Source organism: Nonlabens sp. (assembly GCF_039941875.1).
Classification (GTDB): Bacteria; Bacteroidota; Bacteroidia; order Flavobacteriales; family Flavobacteriaceae; genus Nonlabens.
The window spans coordinates 1-19,428 of record NZ_JBDVDQ010000022.1 but is presented as its reverse complement, the minus strand read 5'-3'; the positions used below and the strand labels follow the sequence as shown (position 1 = coordinate 19,428).

At 34.4% G+C, this 19,428-nt stretch carries 13 protein-coding genes; 1 reads left to right on the top strand and 12 read right to left on the bottom strand.

Translation table 11 applies throughout. The annotated features are described in order from the left end of the window. The 7 genes from wecC to rfbB all read right to left on the bottom strand — a co-directional run bounded on the left by wecC (position 1) and on the right by rfbB (position 8,186). Positions 1-1,209 carry a UDP-N-acetyl-D-mannosamine dehydrogenase gene (gene wecC, locus ABJF08_RS12750; protein WP_348116627.1) on the bottom strand — a complete coding sequence of 403 codons (1,209 nt, stop codon included), beginning with the start codon at positions 1,207-1,209 and terminating at the stop codon, positions 1-3. A gap of 4 nt (positions 1,210-1,213) precedes the next feature. Further along, the gene (wecB, locus tag ABJF08_RS12745; RefSeq protein ID WP_348116626.1) at positions 1,214-2,341 is read right to left on the bottom strand and encodes a UDP-N-acetylglucosamine 2-epimerase (non-hydrolyzing); all 1,128 of its coding nucleotides are present in this window, start codon (positions 2,339-2,341) and stop codon (positions 1,214-1,216) included. A 124-nt stretch (positions 2,342-2,465) separates the two neighbouring features. After that, positions 2,466-3,860, bottom strand: coding sequence for a UDP-glucose 6-dehydrogenase (locus ABJF08_RS12740; protein WP_348116624.1), 1,395 nt, complete (start codon positions 3,858-3,860; stop codon positions 2,466-2,468). A 1-nt stretch (position 3,861) separates the two neighbouring features. After that, positions 3,862-5,139: a nucleotide sugar dehydrogenase gene (locus tag ABJF08_RS12735; protein ID WP_348116623.1), complete on the bottom strand. Its 1,278-nt coding sequence runs from the start codon at positions 5,137-5,139 to the stop codon at positions 3,862-3,864. Positions 5,140-5,191: 52 nt separating this feature from the next. Next, positions 5,192-6,160 (bottom strand): SDR family oxidoreductase, encoded by a 969-nt coding sequence (locus ABJF08_RS12730; RefSeq protein ID WP_348116622.1) that lies wholly within the window; start codon positions 6,158-6,160, stop codon positions 5,192-5,194. A 101-nt stretch (positions 6,161-6,261) separates the two neighbouring features. Further along, positions 6,262-7,140 carry a glucose-1-phosphate thymidylyltransferase RfbA gene (rfbA, locus tag ABJF08_RS12725; protein ID WP_348116621.1) on the bottom strand — a complete coding sequence of 293 codons (879 nt, stop codon included), beginning with the start codon at positions 7,138-7,140 and terminating at the stop codon, positions 6,262-6,264. A 2-nt stretch (positions 7,141-7,142) separates the two neighbouring features. Then, positions 7,143-8,186, bottom strand: coding sequence for a dTDP-glucose 4,6-dehydratase (rfbB, locus tag ABJF08_RS12720; protein ID WP_348116620.1), 1,044 nt, complete (start codon positions 8,184-8,186; stop codon positions 7,143-7,145). Positions 8,187-8,443: 257 nt separating this feature from the next. Between rfbB and ABJF08_RS12715 the strand changes: the two genes are divergently transcribed. Beyond that, entirely contained in the window at positions 8,444-9,742 is a 1,299-nt protein-coding gene (locus ABJF08_RS12715) for an OmpA family protein (protein WP_348116619.1), read from the top strand. Between the two features lie 507 nt (positions 9,743-10,249). On the opposite strand, the gene ABJF08_RS12710 is transcribed toward ABJF08_RS12715, so the two are convergent. The 5 genes from ABJF08_RS12710 to ABJF08_RS12690 form a co-directional block, all read right to left on the bottom strand. Next, positions 10,250-12,064 carry a DUF885 domain-containing protein gene (locus tag ABJF08_RS12710; protein WP_348116617.1) on the bottom strand — a complete coding sequence of 605 codons (1,815 nt, stop codon included), beginning with the start codon at positions 12,062-12,064 and terminating at the stop codon, positions 10,250-10,252. 87 nt (positions 12,065-12,151) lie between these two features. Continuing rightward, a complete protein-coding gene (locus tag ABJF08_RS12705; protein ID WP_348116616.1) occupies positions 12,152-14,233 on the bottom strand; it encodes a cytochrome c biogenesis protein CcdA in 2,082 nt (693 codons plus the stop codon). Beyond that, on the bottom strand, positions 14,230-15,558 hold the full coding sequence (tilS, locus tag ABJF08_RS12700; protein WP_348116615.1) for a tRNA lysidine(34) synthetase TilS: 1,329 nt from the start codon (positions 15,556-15,558) through the stop codon (positions 14,230-14,232). Before tilS ends, ABJF08_RS12705 begins: the two co-directional genes overlap by 4 nt. A gap of 9 nt (positions 15,559-15,567) precedes the next feature. After that, positions 15,568-16,884: a chorismate-binding protein gene (locus ABJF08_RS12695; protein ID WP_348116614.1), complete on the bottom strand. Its 1,317-nt coding sequence runs from the start codon at positions 16,882-16,884 to the stop codon at positions 15,568-15,570. An 89-nt stretch (positions 16,885-16,973) separates the two neighbouring features. After that, the gene (locus ABJF08_RS12690; protein WP_348116613.1) at positions 16,974-19,223 is read right to left on the bottom strand and encodes a TonB-dependent receptor; all 2,250 of its coding nucleotides are present in this window, start codon (positions 19,221-19,223) and stop codon (positions 16,974-16,976) included. Positions 19,224-19,428: the final 205 nt, after the last annotated feature.

The window sequence follows — 19,428 nt, the reverse complement described above, 5'->3', positions numbered from 1 at the left end:
TTATTTATTTACCCCAGCAAAATCTAATACAATTTTATTAGAGTTTACAGGTAAGTTAGAAAATTCTTTGTGCGCAACTAAATAAACCACGATGTCAGCTTTTTCAAAAGCTTCTTTATAATCTGTAAGCTTAAATACTTTATGTGAAGCAATATTAGGTTCTACGATATAGTACTCTTCATCATTAGCATCTTGCAATACTTTTTGTGCTATATATTTAGCTGGAGATTCTCTCAAATCATCAATATTTGGTTTAAAAGCAAGTCCCATAATTGCGATGCTTGGTTTTGTACCGTGATCTAATTGAAATTGAAGTTTAGCATTCTTAACTTGCTCAGCACACCAAAAAGATTTATAGTTATTTATTTCTCTCGCTTTACCTATTATTTGTGACTCCATAGGGAAATCTGCCACAATAAAATAAGGATCTACAGCAATACAGTGTCCTCCTACACCACAACCAGGTTGTAAGATATTTACACGAGGGTGTTTATTTGCTAGCGCGATAAGCTCCCATACATTAATATCTGCCTTAGCACATATTAGTGATAATTCATTTGCAAAAGCAATTTGAACGTCTCTTGATGAATTTTCAACTAATTTACACATCTCAGCTGTTCTTGCATTAGTAGGATGTAGCTCTCCCTTCACATATGCTCCGTAAAAATCTAAAGCTTTTTGAGTACTTTTCTCATCAACACCACCTATAACTCGATCATTATAAACTAATTCATGCATTACATTCCCTGGCAAAACTCTTTCAGGGCAATAAGCGATAAACAATTTATCTTTTAATTCAGGACGCTCTGTATAAATCAAATCCATCATTTTTTCGGTAGTCCCAATAGGCGAGGTAGATTCTATAATGTATAAATCACCTTCTTTGAGCAAAGGAAGCACGCCTCTAGTGGCAGCTTCTACAAAAGAAATATCTGGTTCATTTTTATCCTTAAAAGGAGTAGGTACCACTATCAAATAATTATTCGCCTCTACTGGTTTTACATCCGCTTTTAAAAAACCTCCTTTTACTGCTTTGGCAACTGCTTGATCTAAAGCAGGCTCAATTATATGAATTTCTCCACGATTAATCGTATCGACTACATCTGGATTAATATCAACTCCATGAACATTAACTCCATTTGACGCTATTAACGCTGCGGTAGGTAGACCTATGTAACCTAAACCAATCATTACTACTTCTGGTTGCATCTAATTATTTTTGATTTTTAATAAATTCTACAATACGCTGACAGGCTTTACCATCACCATATGGGTTATGTAACTTACTCATTTCTGCAAATCTATTTGGATTATTGAGTAAATCAAGTGTTTCAGAGACTATTAATTCTTTATCAGTACCTACTAATATCACTGTACCAGCCGCTACCGCCTCTGGCCTTTCTGTAGTGTCTCTCATTACAAGAACTGGCTTTCCTAAACTAGGAGCCTCCTCTTGCACACCTCCACTATCTGTAATAATTAACTTAGATCTATTCATTAACCAAATAAAATCTTGATAAGCTAATGGATCGATGAGCATTATATTATCTACATCCTTCAAGATGCGATTGACTGGCTCTTGTACTTTAGGATTTAAATGAACCGGATAAATAATTAAATGCTCAGGTGTTTCTACTGCGATCTCTTTTAATGCTTCACATATTCGTATAAAACCTGCTCCATGATTTTCTCTACGGTGTCCTGTTACTAAAAGCACCTCTTTACCTCCTATCTGAGCATCTAACTTATTTATAAGTTCACTAGGATTTTCATTAACTTTATTTACACTTTCTATTAAAGCATCTATAACCGTATTACCAGTGACCAAGATATGATCTGAAGAAATACTCTCTCTAAGTAAATTCCCCTCAGAAGTAACTGTAGGAGCAAAATGGAAATCCGCTACTCTACCGGTAACTTGACGATTAATTTCTTCAGGAAATGGAGACCACTTATCATTTGTACGTAGTCCAGCCTCTATATGACAAACTTTAGATTGATTATAAAAAGCCGCTATACTGGTAGACATCGTTGTGGATGTATCTCCATGCACAAAAACATAATCTGGGTTAAACTCCTCTAAAACAGGCTTTAAGCCCGTAATAATATCTGCCGTTAAAGAATATAAATTTTGACCTGGCTTCATTAAATTTAGGTCAAAATCAGGTGATATGCCAAAGAATTCTAAAACCTGATCTAACATTTCCCTATGTTGCGCAGTCACACATACTTTGGTTTCAAAAAACTCTTTATTTTTCTGAAACTCTTTAACCAATGGTGCCATTTTTATAGCTTCTGGCCTAGTTCCAAATACAATTAATATTTTTTTTAATAATGCCATTATGGTAATCTAATTAATAAAATTATAAAAGATGCTGCGTATTGACATCAACCTTATTAGATGTTAGCTTCAAACACTTATAAAACATCTTGCTCAACTAAACAAAGTGATAAATATTTACAAACTAGCCTTTGCCTAATTTGTAAAAATCAAAGCCAATAGCTCTCATTGATTCCTCGTCTAAAACCTGTCTACCATCAAATACAAATGCAGGTTTAAGCATGGAATTATATATGTCTTTCCAATTATAATTATTAAACTCGTCCCATTCTGTCAACAAAGCGATAGCGTGTGCATTTTCCATTGCATCATAAGGTGATTTTGAAACCCTAACTAATCTCCTGTTTTCTTCCATGCTTCTTGACCCTAGATACTCTAGATCTGAGAAAACCTGGTCTTCTGTCACCTTAGGATCATATATAACTAGTTCAGCTTGTTCACTTAATAGATAATCAGCTACATAAATAGCAGCAGATTCTCGAGTATCGTTGGTATCTTTTTTAAATGCCCATCCCAATATCACTATTTTTTTACCAGAAACCGTATTAAATAATGTTTCTACTATTTTTTTGGCAAACCTTCTTTTCTGATGATCATTCATAATAATCACTTGCTCCCAGTAATCTGCAACTTCATGTAATCCATAAGATTTAGAAATATACACTAGGTTTAAAATATCCTTTTGAAAACAAGAGCCTCCAAATCCTACAGAAGCTTTTAAAAATTTAGAACCTATTCTACTATCAGCACCTATAGCTCTCGCAACCTCATTCACATCTGCCTCAGTCACTTCACATAATTCTGACAAAGCGTTGATGCTACTTACTCGTTGCGCCAAAAAGGCATTAGCCGTTAACTTTGACAGTTCTGATGACCAAACGTTAGTCGTTAATATTTGATCTTTAGGCACCCAATTAGAATACACATCTACCAATGCTTGTTGTGCTAATCTTCCTCTATCGGTCTCTTCACCACCTATTAGAACTCGATCTGGGTTTAACAAATCACTTACCGCAGTACCTTCTGCCAGGAATTCTGGATTTGAAAGAATATCAAAATTTACACCATTTCCAGTATTATCAAGAATACGTTTAAGAGCCTCTGCAGTACGAACAGGCAACGTTGATTTTTCTACGATAATCTTATCCGTAGTGGCAACTGCTGCTATTTGTCTAGCACATAACTCTATATATTTTAAATCTGCTGCCATCCCTTTTCCTACACCATATGTCTTGGTAGGTGTATTGACAGATATAAATATCATATCAGCATCTTGGATAGCTCTATCAACTTCAGTAGAGAAAAATAAATTTACTCCTCTAGTTTTTTTCACGAGTTCTGATAACCCTGGCTCATAAATAGGAATATTATCTGTATTGGGATCATTCCATGCTGCAATACGGCTTTCATTTATATCGACAACATTAACAGTTATATCAGGACATTGTGCAGCAATCATTGTCATCGTTGGACCACCTACATATCCTGCTCCTATACAGCAAATATTCTTAATACTCATATTATAAATTTTGATTGGCAAAACTACCTAAAATACTTTTAACATCATACACCACAGAAGATTCATTCAAATATTCTTTAAAGTCTATCCCCTTGTACACACTATGACCTACCGTTAAAACGATAGCATCATATTTATCTTCTCTTAATTTATTATCACAGACTAAATCATACTGCTCAAACACCTCTTTGGTATTCGCTAGAGGGTCATGGAGTTTTACATCTACACCATACTCTAATAAGTCTTTTACAATATCAGCAGATTTTGTATTACGAACATCAGGGCAATTTTCCTTAAATGTGATTCCTAACACTAACACCTTACTATTTAATATATCAATATTATTTTTGAGCATTAACTTTATTACTTGACTAGAAACATAAGAAGCCATACTATCATTTACTCTTCTACCTGCGAGAATAATCTCTGGATGATACCCTACTTCTTGTGCCTTTTGAGCTAAGTAATATGGATCCACCCCTATACAATGACCACCTACGAGTCCTGGGGTAAATGGAAGAAAGTTCCATTTAGTCCTCGCCGCAGCTAGCACATCGTTAGTATTAATTTCTAAACGATTAAATATTTTTGCTAGTTCGTTTACAAAAGCTATATTAATATCTCTCTGAGAGTTCTCAATTACCTTAGCAGCCTCAGCCACTTTAATTGTAGGTGCTAGATGTGTCCCGGCAGTGATAACACTTTTATACAAGTCATCTATATCCTTTGCTGACTCAGGAGTACTCCCAGAGGTAACTTTAAGAATTTTCTCTATCGTATGTTTTTTATCACCAGGATTAATACGTTCTGGAGAGTAACCAACAAAAAAATCTTTATTTAGAACAAGGCCACTAACTTCTTCTAAAATAGGCGCGCACTCTTCTTCTGTCACACCAGGATACACAGTAGATTCATAAATAACTACATCTCCACTTTTAAGAAATTTACCAATCGTTTTACTAGCTTCAAACAAGGGACTAAGAATAGGTTTATTATTTTTATCTATAGGTGTAGGTACAGTAACTATGTAAACATTAGAATCTGACATATCTGCTTCTACAGATGAGCAGTAGAGCCCTTTTTGATCATCGTTCGAACTTTTCAAAACATCCAACAAAACACTAGAATCTAACTCTAATGTATTATCTACGCCATTATTTATCTCTGCAACACGTGATGCCTTAATATCAAAACCTACCACACTAAATTTAGTAGCAAACAACCTAGCTAGCGGTAACCCAACATAACCTAAACCTATTACCGTTATTTTTTTATTCATTTTATATAATTGAAAAGTAATTATCTCGCTTTCGCGAAAGCGAAATTAAGAATTATAAGTTAGACCAATACCAGTCCACTGCCTTATCTAAACCTGCTTTTAAATTAAATTGAGGTTGATAACCTAATAACCTTTTTGCTTTTTCAATAGAAGCCAAAGAATGAGGAACATCTCCTGCTCGCAATGGACCATAAATAGTTTCTACGTCTAAAATAGTTTTATCATGCTTAGATAACGACTGTTTTAATAAATCGATCAACATATTAAGATCCGTACGACCCCCATAAGCAACGTTAAAAACGGTGTTTACAGCTTCAGGATGATCTGCAAGCATTGCTTTTTCATTTGCCTGAATTACATTATCAACGTAAGTAAAGTCTCTAGAATAGGTACCGTCTCCATTAATAGTAGGAGATTGTTTATTCATCAATTGCTTAGTAAAAAGCGGAATAACAGCAGCATAAGCACCATTAGGATCTTGTTTGCGACCAAAGACATTAAAATATCTTAACCCAATCGTGTTTAAACCGTAGGTTTTATAAAACACGTCTGCATAAAGTTCATTCACATATTTTGTGATTGCATAAGGTGATAATGGCTTACCAATTACTTCTTCTACCTTAGGCATACTTTTAGAGTCTCCATAAGTAGAAGAACTCGCAGCATAGACCATTTTCTTGACACCTGCATCTTTACTAGCTACTAGCATATTTAAAAAACCACCGACATTTACACCGTTAGAAGTTACAGGGTCTTTTATCGATCGAGGGACGCTACCTAAAGCTGCCTGGTGCAATACATAATCTCTTCCTGAAACTGCCTTATGACACGTATCAATATCACGTATATCTCCTTTTATAAAAGTAAATTTATCTTTTTCTTGAAGAGGTTCTATATTACTCATATGACCTGTTGCAAGATTATCAAGACCTAACACATCGTGTCCTTTCCCAACAAAATATTCACAAAGATTACTACCTATAAATCCAGCAGCACCAGTAACTAGTATTTTAAATTTCATAAGATTTAATAGAATAATTTAGCATTATTACTCAATGGTATAAATATTTATCTATGAAGGTTAAGTTTATTCACTTTTCACAATATTATACGTTCATTACTTTATTTATTACGCAACACCACTTGCTTTATATAATCATAGTAATCCCCTTTTAAGTCTTTTACCTGCAATTGCAGCTCTTCTGGAGATATCCATTCTTGCAACATAGCTATTTCTTCGAGACAAGAAATTTTCAGCCCTGTCCTTTTCTCTACAGCTTTAACAAACTCTGTAGCTTCTGTCAAAGCCTCGTGCGTACCTGTATCTAACCAAGCAAAACCACGACTTAATATTTGCATATCAAGAGATTCTTCTTTTAAGTAATACTGATTTACAGCAGTGATTTCTAGCTCTCCTCTTTTAGATGGCTGAAGTCCCTTGGCTATTTTTATAACTGAATTAGGATAAAAATAAAGTCCAACAACTGCATAGTTAGAGTTGGGATTCTCTGGTTTCTCCTCGATACTCGTTACATTTCCTTGCTTATTAAAGGTCGCTACCCCATAACGCTCAGGATCTTTTACATAGTTACCAAAAACAACTGCCACATGATCCTCCTCTACTTTTTGAACTGCACGTTCTAATAAATCAGAAAAACCTGCACCATGAAAAATATTATCTCCTAGCACCAATGCTACAGAATCATCACCTATAAAATCTTCTCCTAATATAAAAGCTTGTGCAAGTCCATCAGGACTAGGCTGTACCTTGTATTCTATCTGTATACCAAACTTACTACCATCACCTAATAAGCGTTCAAAATTATGAATATCACTTGGAGTAGAAATTAATAAAACCTCTCTAATTCCTGCCTGCATTAGAACAGACAGTGGATAGTACACCATAGGCTTATCGTAAACAGGCAACAATTGTTTACTTACCACTAGTGTTAGTGGGTGTAATCGAGTACCAGATCCACCTGCTAGAATAATTCCTTTCATAATTATTGGTATTGGCTATTATAATAATCTTGATATGTTCCTGTCATAATATTCTTTAACCATTTATCGTTATTCAGATACCAATTAATGGTACGTTCTAATCCTTCTTCAAAATCAAGTGATGGCACCCAATTGAGTTCAGCACTTATTTTAGTCGCATCGATAGCATAACGCAAATCATGTCCAGGCCTATCCTTTACAAAAGTAATAAGCTTTTCACTTTTACCTACCTCGTTGTTCAGTGCCTGATCCATCTTCTTACAAAGCAACTTTACAAGATCAATGTTTTTCCATTCGTTATGACCTCCTATATTATAGGTCTCTCCTCTTTTTCCATTATGAAAAACAACATCAATAGCCCTAGCATGATCTTCTACAAATAACCAGTCTCTCGTGTAATTACCATCTCCATAAACAGGCAGTGACTTTTCTTCTATTATATTGTTAATGAATAGAGGAATTAATTTTTCCGGAAACTGAAAAGAACCGTAATTATTTGAACAGTTAGAAATAACAATAGGTAATTTATAGGTCTCCCCATAAGCTCGAACAAAATGGTCTGAACTAGCCTTTGAGGCAGAATATGGAGAATTAGGATCATAAGAAGTCTCTTCAGTAAATAAACCTGTAGCACCGAGAGAACCATATACTTCATCTGTGCTTATGTGGTAGAAAACACCATCAGAATCTGTTTTGTATTTTTTATAAGACTCTAATAAATTAAGTGTCCCTATTATATTAGTTTTTGCAAATGATAACGGATCTTTAATAGAACGATCTACATGAGACTCTGCTGCTAGATGAATAACACTATCAAATTTAATCTCTTTAAAAACCTTATCTAACTCCTCACCGTTTGTAATATCAATTTTAAGGAAATGATAATTTGGAGATTTTTCTACATCTATAAGATTTTCTAGGTTACCTGCATAGGTTAGAGCATCGAGGTTATAAATATCATAATCAGGATACTTATTTACAAATAAACGTACCACATGTGAACCTATGAAACCAGCACCACCAGTAATCAATATCTTTTCACCCATATAATTAAAGTATAATTTTATAACATTTTCGCTTTCGCGAAAGCGGAATCTCCACAAAACACAAATCTACAAACAACTTTTAACGAATAGTACTATATCCTTATTCAATTAAAAAACATCATAATTAGTCGAGAGCGAACAAAACTCATTCAACATCCTTTAAAAAATACTTTAATTTTACAAAAATTTAAAACTTTAAATCGATGGTGTTTTCAATATATTTATATATTTGCATTTGAAAGCAAGTTAAAATACTTATGAAAAAATTAGTTACATTATCATTTATAGCATTAGGGTTTTTAACCTCTACTGCTCAGACTACAGAAGAAGTAGAATCTGTATCAAACGGACCAGACCTTAAACATTGGGCAATAGACTTTGGGGCTGGGGTTAACAAACCAGTTAGACCATTATCTAGTGGCGCATTTACTAACACTCCATCACTTTACCAAGTTGATTTAGGTGTAAGATATATGTTCAACAACAAATTTGGTGTTAATGCTGATTTCGGTTATGACAATATCGAAGGAGATAAAGAGAGTATTGACTTCCAATCTGACTATTACAGATTCACATTAGAAGGTGTTGTTAATGCGGCAGAAGTATTAGGAGCAAGAGAATGGACACAACGTTTTGGACTATTATTACATGGTGGTATGGGAGTTTCTTTCCTTAAAGGGTCAGAGCCTGTGGAAACTGAAACTGATCACATGCTTAACTTTCAAGCAGGTGTTACTCCGCAAATTAAGTTAACTAATAGTTTAGCATTATTTGGAGACCTTTCTATATTAGGTCACGTAAGACAAGATCTTACTTTTGATGGTGTTGATAGAGGTACTTTAAGAGGTTTTGACGGTTTTCTTGTTAACGCATCTGTTGGTATTACTTTATACTTAGGTTCTGGAGATACTCCAGCTGATTTTGCTGAAAGCCCAATCAATGCTAAAGTTGAAGATATCGCAGCTAAGATGGAGAAAATGGCTCAAGAAAATGCTGATGATGACCAAGACGGTGTACCTAACTATTTAGATAGAGATAACAACACTGAAAGTGGTGTACGTGTAGACAGTAAAGGTCGCGCAATTGACTTAAACAAAAACGGTATTCCAGATGATATGGAAAGCGCTTTAGATTCTCGTTTTGCTACATCTTCTGACTTACAAACTGCAATTGCTGGTAATAACGGTGCTAACGGTAACAGTAAGAACCTTGTGAAGCAATTAATCAACGAAGGTTATGTAAATGTATACTTCAAGTTCAATAGTACTAAGCCAGCTACTTTCTCTTTAGGAGCTATCAATACTATCGTTCAATACATGAAAGACAACCCAAGTGCAACTGCAACTCTTACAGGTTTTGCTGATGAAATAGGAAGTCCTGCTTACAACAAAAACCTTTCTGAGCGTCGTGCTAAGATGGTTAACGATGTATTAACTGCTGCTGGTATCGATGCAAGTCGTTTAAGCCATAATGGTGACGGTGAAGATGCATCTGTTGATAAGAACAGTGCTGAAGCTAGACAATTAGTAAGAAGAGTTACTTTTAGAGTTAACTAATAGTACTCAAGTCATATTAAATTTAAAAGAGCCGCAAATTGCGGCTCTTTTTTTATGTCTAATTTTAAAGTAATCTTTGAATTATCAAAGATACTTATAGCAAGAGCTCACTTACTTACTTACTTACTTACTTACTTACTTACTTACTTACTTACTTACTTACTTACTTAGTTAAAGCGTATATCATCATAGCTTAGATAGACACTCTTTACATTAACTCACCCAATATATATCCTTAAACTAGAATAAGATCTATCAATTTATCGATTTCTAATTGCTACACAAATCATAATATCAAAGCATCTTATCATCACTTCATAAGGACAAACTATAAGACTATTAAGCTCTTCTTTTCATTAAACCGGTAAATTCCATACCTAATAGATTGCGAACTTCTCACATCTACCTTCTTTAAATAAGAATATCACAATCGATATTTAACATACAAAAAAAGGTTACCGAGTAAACGATAACCTTTTAACCATGTAATTTATACAAAAGCGATTACTACTTTTTACTCTGTATGTATGCTTTTACTTGTTTTTCTAAAACGGTTAATGGTAATGCACCACTAGTAAGTATTACATCATGAAACTCCTTGATGTCAAAATCTTCACCCAGATCAGCCTTCGCCATTTTTCTTAAGTCCAAGATCTTATTCATACCAACCTTATAAGCCGTAGCCTGAGATGGCATTACTATATGGCGTTCCACCATCTTCACAGCATCTATCTCTGCATTAGGTGTATTAATTGCATAATACTTAATTCCATCATCCCTACTCCATTTTTTAGTATGAATCCCTGTGTCAACAACAAGTCTACAAGCCCTCCATAGTTCCATAGCTAATCTACCAAAATCACTATAAGGATCTTCATACTTACCTATTTCCTTTGGTATCAATTCAGAATAGAGTCCCCAACCTTCTACATAAGCCGTATAAAAACTATGTTTTCTGAAATCTGGTATTCCTTCTAATTCTTGAGCAATAGCAATTTGCATGTGATGTCCTGGTATACCTTCATGGTAAGCCAGGGCTTCCATTTGATAACTAGGCATTGCTTTCATTTTGTATAAATTCGCATAATAAGTTCCTGGTCTACTACCGTCGATAGCAGGCTGTTGATAGAATGCTTTTCCTGCACTTGCTTCACGGAAAGCCTCCACCGCTTTTACTTTTATATCTGCCTTAGGCTTAGTAATAAATAGTTGATCCAGGTCACCCTTCATGTCTTCTATAATAGCTGTAGCTTCTTTTAAATACTCTGCTTTTCCAAATGCATCATCACTGTAATAAAACTGCTTATCTTCTCTCATAAACTTGAAAAAATCATGAAGAGAACCATCAAAATTCACTTTCTTCATAATCTCTTTCATTTCTCCATGTATACGCGCCACTTCAGAAAGACCTAATTTATGAATTTCATCTGCAGTCATATCAGTAGTCGTAGTTTGTTGTAAAGCATGTTCATAAAACTCATCACCTTTAGGAAATTTCCATACACCATCCTCCAAAGTCGCCCTTTGTTGCTGATTTTCTAAAGTCGCTATTAATGTTTCATAACCTGATTCTACTTCGTTTTGAAGTGCTAGTACAGCTTCTTCTTCTAGTTGTTTTTTCTCTTCTGTAGACAGTTTTAATTTAGAAATCTTATTTAAAAAATCTTCCATTAACGTACTGTTATCCTTACTATCGTTAAACGGATAGCCATCAATAACATTCCTACTGTCTTTTAACACATGATGAAACACAAAACGTGGCATCATAATACCATTATACTCTCTTAACTTTAAGTTCTCAGATAGCTGCTCAAAAAGTGGTTGGATTCCCTTTAATCTAGATATGTACGCCTTTGCATCAGAAACGCTATCTATCCTGTGTTGATTTATCAAGAACGCAGGAACTTCAGACTGCATTCCATGCATTTGATTTACTGGATAGGTGTATAATCTGTAATCAAAGTTTGCGATTTCTTGTTTCTGCTTTTGATAATATAAATCATAACTCAATCGATCTTGACCGGTAAGTCCTTCTTTATGAATAGAATCTCGTAAATAAGCTAACCTTCTTTCTGCTATCTTCTTAGATTCTAGTTCGTATTCTGATGATATATCAGTCCACTTTCCATAATTCTCTTTGCTTCCCATAGAAGTTTGCATCTGTGGATCACGAGATAAATCTTCATGAAATTGAACAGCTAGCCAGTCATTAAATTGGGCAGCTTTCTCTGTACTATTTGCTTTTACAAAAGCGGTATCTTTCCCTCCTTCTTTACAAGAAATAAGCAGCACCAGGGCTACTATAACTATTATTTGTTTCATAAATTGATATTGAACCCTAAAGATACTCTAACAAAAAAACCGATTCAAAATTGAATCGGTTTTTAAGAAATTTTTAAGGTTTATTAATTATTCTTTTAAGCCTTTCTTTAACCACGCTGCATATTCTTCAATATTTGGGGTGTAATCAATGGGTTTATGATCTTTAAGTTTGTTTCCGTTTTTATCTAAAATAGCGTAATAAGGTTGAGCAGCTATATTATACTCACGCTTCTGAAATTCGTACCACTTATCTCCTATTGTTCTTACTTTTCCGTCTAAAATTTCAGACTCATATTGTTCTTCTTTAGGCAAATTATTAGCGTCATCTACATATAAAGAAATAAGTACATATTCATCTTTTAACATTTTTAAAATAGCTGGATCTGACCAGACTCTCTCCTCCATCTTACGACAGTTCACACAAGCCCAGCCTGTAAAATCTAATAAAACTGGTTTTCCTACCTTCTTAGCATAATTAACACCTAATTCATAATCATTGAAAGCAACAATATCATGAACAGTAAGGTGCGCACCTTCTGGAATAATTAAATTAGAATCTAACTCCTTATAACCAACACCTCTAGGAGATTCAGCATAATTTAAAGGTGGTGTAAACCCTGATACGATTTGCACAGGTGCTCCCCATAAACCAGGAATTAAATAAATTGTAAATGATAAAACAATAAGACCTAACAATAATCTCCCTACTGAAATATGACTCTCAGGACCATCATGCGGAAGTCTTATTTTACCAAATAGATATAATGAAAGACCTCCAAAAACAGCTATCCATAATGCTATGAACACTTCTCTATCTACAAAATGAAATTGATAGACTAAATCTGCCGATGATAAGAATTTTAAAGCGAGTGCTAATTCTAAAAATCCTAAAACAACTTTTACCGTATTTAACCAGCCGCCTGACTTAGGCAAAGAATTCATCCATCCTGGAAAAATGGCAAACAATGTAAACGGTAATGCGAGTGCTAGTGAAAATCCGAACATTCCTATAATAGGAGCAATACCACCTTTTGACGAAGATTCTATAATTAACGATCCTACAATAGGTCCTGTACAAGAGAAAGAAATAATTGCTAAGGCTAAAGCCATAAAAAAGATCCCTACTACACCTCCTTTATTAGAATTTGCATCCATCTTGTTAGCCCATGATTGAGGCAATGTGATTTCAAATGCACCTAAAAAGGAAGCAGCAAAAACTACTAGAATAGTGAAAAAGGTAAGATTCACCCATACATTAGTCGCAAGAGCATGTAGTATCCTATCTCCAAAAACTGCTACAACAACAGTCCCTAGCAAAACATAAACCACTATTATAAAAAAGCCATACAAAAAAGCTTTCCCTATTCCCGATGCTCTATTAGCACTTTGCTTCGTAAAAAAACTAACCGTAAGTGGTATCATCGGAAAAACGCATGGTGTAAGAAGCGCAGCAAAACCTGAAAGGAATGCAACTATAAAAACACCCCAAAGACTACGGTCTTCATCTTCTCCATGAGTATCCTCTTTTAATTCTTCGTTATTTTTTTTTTTAGATTCTTCTTCTTTTACCTTTCCGGCGTCAGTAGTATGCTCTTCTTGAATGTCTTTCTCCTTAATAGAAGATGCGTCTGGAGCATCGGCTACTATAGGCTCCTTATCATCATCAAGATATTTTTCTATAATATCAAATGCTCCTGCAGGTATTACTACCTCTGGGTTTAATTTAAAACTTATTCCTACTCCAGTAGGACGCAAACACATCTCGTCATCACAAGTTTGATAAAAAGCTTTTGCAATTATATATTCTAGGTCTGAATCTAAAACCTTTATCTTCTGTTTAAAAACAGCTATATCAGTAAACTCATACACATTAAATTCCCATATATCAGAATAAGCAGTATAAGATCCTGTTTCTTTATTCTCTCCTATCAATTCTATTTTACCTTCTACATCATAGAAACTAATGCTAGTAGGTATAGGGCCAGAATTCTCTTCTGGTAATATTACTTGAGAATTAATGTGCCAGCCAGGTTCCATGGTGGCAGTTGTAATTAATTCATACTCATTATCGGTTAACTTTATAACCTCACCAGACCATGAAACAGGATCTTCTTGAGCGGTTAACTGTAAAGAAACTAGAGCTATTAAAGCAAAGAGAAATTTTCTCATAGTTTTATTGTTATTTCTATAATGGATTGTGTTCTACTCGTTATGGTATGGTTCTTACTGGCTCTTTTTCCTACTAGCCATATAAGATCGTTACCACTTGTCAATACTAAGGCTTTTTCTCGTTTTAAAGAAGAGATTTTACTATCCGTTAATAAATCACTTATTAACTTACTTCCTTTCATTCCATAAGGCTGCATGCGGTCTCCGTGCTGCCATGTTCTTAATATTAACGGCATTATTAACTTACTAGTGTCTAGAAATAGTTTATTCTTACTACTGTTACTCTTCACATAAGTAAGTAAATCGTTATTCTGTATATGTTTTATTTCTAAATTCACCTCTGTAGTAGTAATAGTTGTGGTTGTTTCATCAATCTCTATGCAAACCTCATTGATATGATTTGCTTCAGAAAGTATTAAAACATCGCGATCTTTTACTAACCTCATCTCTCCAGATTTAATAGCTTTTCCATTCTCTGAATCTAAAAGCTTAACTGCATCTTGTATATTAAAACGGTACTCTTTTAGAAGTTCAAAAAGATAAGCATCAGGTTTTAAAGTCTCTTTTAATAACTCGATATTAATTTCTAGATTACCTGAGATGGTTTTTGTTCCGCTTTCGCGAAAGCGTGCCACCTCAACATCTTGCAACATTTCTGAATTTTTAAGATAGCTCAAAGTATTAGAAAAATTATCTTCTAAGTGTGGTAACGAATCATGAAGTAAGGGAATTACATCGTGCCTTAACTTATTGCGTAAATACTTAGTAGAGCTATTGCTGCTGTCCTCACGCCACTCGATATGATTATCTATAGCATAATCACTTATCTGTTCTCTAGTAAAAGGCAATAAAGGTCTAGAAATAAAACCATTGCGCTCTCTTATTCCTGTAAGGCCATGCAGTCCAGCGCCACGTCCTAGATTAATTAAAAACGTCTCTAATTGATCATCTAGATGGTGTGCCACTAGAATATGCTGGAACTTATTATCTACAGCAATTTTATCAAAAGCATTGTATCTCAAGTCTCTAGCAGCCATTTGAATAGATATATTTCTATCTTGAGCTACTTGCGATGTATCAAAATGCAATACATGTAGTTTACGATCTAAATCTATAGCCATTTCTTCTACAAAAACCTGATCTCCATCACTTTCTGAATCTCTTAAATGGAAATTACAGTGAATGAGTTCAAAATTTAAGTCCAATTGATGTAGTAAATGAGCTAAAACCGTACTGTCTTTTCCACCACTTATTGCAACGGCAATAGATGCTGTAAAAAATTCTGGAAAATGATTTTGTATATGATTTTTAAACGCTGCTAGCATGGTACAAATTTAATCAAAGTATACGCCTTGTAGCGCTAGCACTTCTATTAATGCTTTGGCTTTTAAAAAACATTCTTCATATTCTTTTTCTGGTACTGCAGCTGCTGTAATCGCACTGCCTACAGAAAAAGATAATGACTTGGATTTTTCATTATATAAAATAGTACGTATCACCACGTTAAAATCAAAATCGTCTTGAGGTGTAAAATAGCCTATTGCACCACTGTACAGCCCTCGTTTAAAAGATTCATTTTGTTCAATAATTTCCATAGCACTTATTTTAGGTGCTCCGGTCATACTACCCATGGGAAATGTGCTGGTTATAGCGTCTATAGAATCATATTTACTATCTAGTTGTGACACTACTGTACTTATCATTTGATGTACTTGCTTAAAGGCGTACATTCCAAAAAGCTCTTCTACCTCTACGCTACCTTTTACAGCTGTTTTAGAGAGGTCATTTCTTACCAGGTCTACGATCATCACATTTTCTGATCGCTCTTTAGGATCGTGAAAAAGAAATTCCTTTAGTTTTTCATCTTCAACAATATGAGCAGATCTTCTTGCTGTTCCTTTAATAGGTTGAGAAACTAACTGCCTATCTGTTTTTTTTAAATAACGCTCTGGGCTGGCGCAAATAGCGTAATGCTGATTAAATCTAGCATAAACAGCAAATGGCGGCTCACTTATCTGATTTAAATGGTGAAATGCTTTTTGAGTATCAAGTTCTACCTTTTGAGCATAAAATTGTGTGCAAAAATTTGCTTCATAAATATCACCTCTATGAATGTGATCTAAAAAAGTATGCGCTTTATTTAAATAATCTTCTTTAGTATCTCTTGCTTTTAAAGGTACCGGTCTTACTACTTTTTTAAACGAAGTAAGTGAATGAGTTTCTATGTTAGAAATTAATTCTTGCGCCGCAGGTTGTGAAGTAATAAAAGAATGTAGTTTCAACTCTTTTGTTGAAATCTCAAAAACCAATTCTGGCACAAAAAAACTCAAATCTGGAAATTCTAATAGGTCTTGTTTTTCAGTTTTCAGATCTTCTAATTCATTTTTAAGGTCATAACCTAGAAAACCGAACATCCAGTCTTTATATTCTGCCTTAAAAGCAGCTAACTGTTCAAAAGCACTTCTTGTTTCACAGCTTATACTATCTATAGCGCCTACTCCTATCAGCGACTGATAAGAATCATGTGCAAGATTTCCATGGTTGCTTTCTAGATAAACGAGGTGCTTTTCTGACTTAAAAAACGACAGCAATTTCTGTTTAAAAATAGTAGCATCTTCTAAGGCAAACCGATGGAGTTCTCTTTGTTTCATGATCTAACAAAGGTAAGAGTTGTAGAGAAAGCAAAAAGCTATTTCTTACAGAAATAGCTTTTACTTAAATTGGAATATTTTAAATATTTTTAAAAACGATATTGGATACTACCTCTTATAAATAATGGAGTCCCAGGTGTGAAATGAATTTCTTCTACTGACTGTGCCTCGCTAGCAAGTCTAGATTCTGTTGCAAACTGTGTTTCATTCCACTCTACATCAAATAAATTCTGTACTGCCATACCTAATCTTAAGTTATCAGTAAGGTCATAATTTACATTAAAGTCTGCTACAAAATAGCCCTCTGCAACGATGCTATTATCTTCATTTGCAGCTCTATCACCTATATAGCGGTAACGCAGTCCAGCATTAAATCGTTTATAATTTTTAAGACTTATCCCACCTGTAGAAGTAAACTCTGGCGCAAGCGGTATATAATCTGCACCATCTGGTTCATTAATCGCCCTAGCGTGTGCATAATTAAGGTTAGTGTCTAAAAACAAGAAGTCTGTAAGCTGGTATTTTACACCTAGATCAAAACCATAACGCTCTGTCTCGCCACTAGGTTCTACAATTCCTGCATCTCCTACATAAACAAATTCTTGTTCTAAAAACAGATACCATAGCGCTCCATTTACCACTAGATTATCACTAGCTTTCCATATAGTACCTAGATCAGATCCATAAGATTTAGGTAGAATATCATCTGCTCCATTTTCTAAAACTACTCTAGTATCATTACTGTGCATACCTACGCCATTGTGCAAGTAAACTTTTACATTGTCATTTACCTCATAATTGAAATTCAATTTAGGCAGTAACGCAGTGGCAGTTTGTGACTGTGTATCAAATGTTTCAGTTAACGCGTCTTTGTAGACAAATTTGAATCGCTCTAATCTTAATCCTGCATCTATCAATAATTTATTTACCGATAATTCGGCACCTACAAAGAGTGAAGAGTTAGTTTCATTAATATCTCCTAATTGTATATCCTCCAGTACTGTTCTTCTATTTAAAGTTCTTGATAATCCTGATGCGTCAGTTCTATCATTTCTTAAACCAAAACCTGCTGTAAGACTTAGATCATTTGCACCAAGTTGAGTATCATATGTATATTTAGTTTTAAAACCAGCCATATCACGAGATTCTTGCTGTTGTATCTGATCTCCATTTATAGGATCTTCTAAAAAGAAGGTGAAATTTGAATATAAGAGAAAATCATAGTGAGAATAAAACATCGTAGTTTCTAACTGTTCCTTATCACTTATGTCCATGTCATAATTAAGGACTATGTTAGTTCTAGATGTAGAACCACCTTCTGTGTCGTCTATAGCACCAAAACGATCTATTAAACCACTATCTACAGCACGCTGTGGTATCTGTCCACTCGCGTCCCACTCACTGTCAAAATGAGATAAACTTAAACTTAGTCTATTTCCTGAATCTGTAGTATGGTGTAATTTTCCGAATAAATTGATTCTATCAAAATTTTGTGGACTATCATACGGCCCGTCAAAGGTCAAATACTCTGTTGCAACATAAGCCGTCGTATGAGCATTGTCTACTAATTGCACTAGACCTAAATAACGCTGATGGTTAAAATCACCTATCTCTACGCTTATCTTACTCTCGTCTAGATAACTTTTAGTCTTAAAATCTACGTGTCCTGCAGTGGCAAAGTTACCTACGCTCTCATCATAACTACCTACTCCATAAGAGATGTTATTAATAGTTTCTGGTATAAGGAAATGAAGGTCTGCATATCCTTGTCCATGTGCATGAGACACCATATTTACTGGCATTCCATCTACATTAATAGCGATGTCTGTACCGTGGTCTATATCAAAACCTCTTAAGAAAATCTGCTCTGCTTTACCTCCACCGGCGTGTTGTCCTATAAAAAGTCCAGGTACTGTTCTTAAGATTTCTTGAGAAGAAGTTACTGGATTAATTTGTAAATCTACATTGGCTAGAACATTGAGTGTTTCTACATCGTTACTTATAGTAATCGCATCTAGATCTAAAGAAGATGGATTCAAAGTAATTTGTAAAATATCTTTAGGATTAGTTACAACAATAGAACTCGCCTCATAACCTATATGAGAGAACTTCAGCTCTTCTTCTTGCTCCACATTGTCTATGGTAAAAAAGCCTTTAGCATTTGAGTGAGTATGTGTGCCAGACTTCATGTGTAAAACATAAACATCTTTTAATGGTTGTCCATTACTATCTTTAATAAAACCAGTAATTGTATGGGCAACAATAAACTGTGTAGAAAAGAAAAAGGCAATAAATAATACCGCTTTCGCGAAAGCGGAGTAGGAAAAAATAATCTTCATGGATCTGTTAAGTTAGTTGTACTAAATACGTAACTAGATCTTAAAGAGTTTGCTAATGAAATGTTTGTCTAGTCCTAAATAACCGATACAGATTATTAAAGGATTAAATTTATTATTTAAATCTCAATGAAGCTAGCTTCGTTGAGATTTTTTTGATTTGTATGTTTTTCTTGTTAATTGATTTTGTTTGTGCATTTGAATAGGT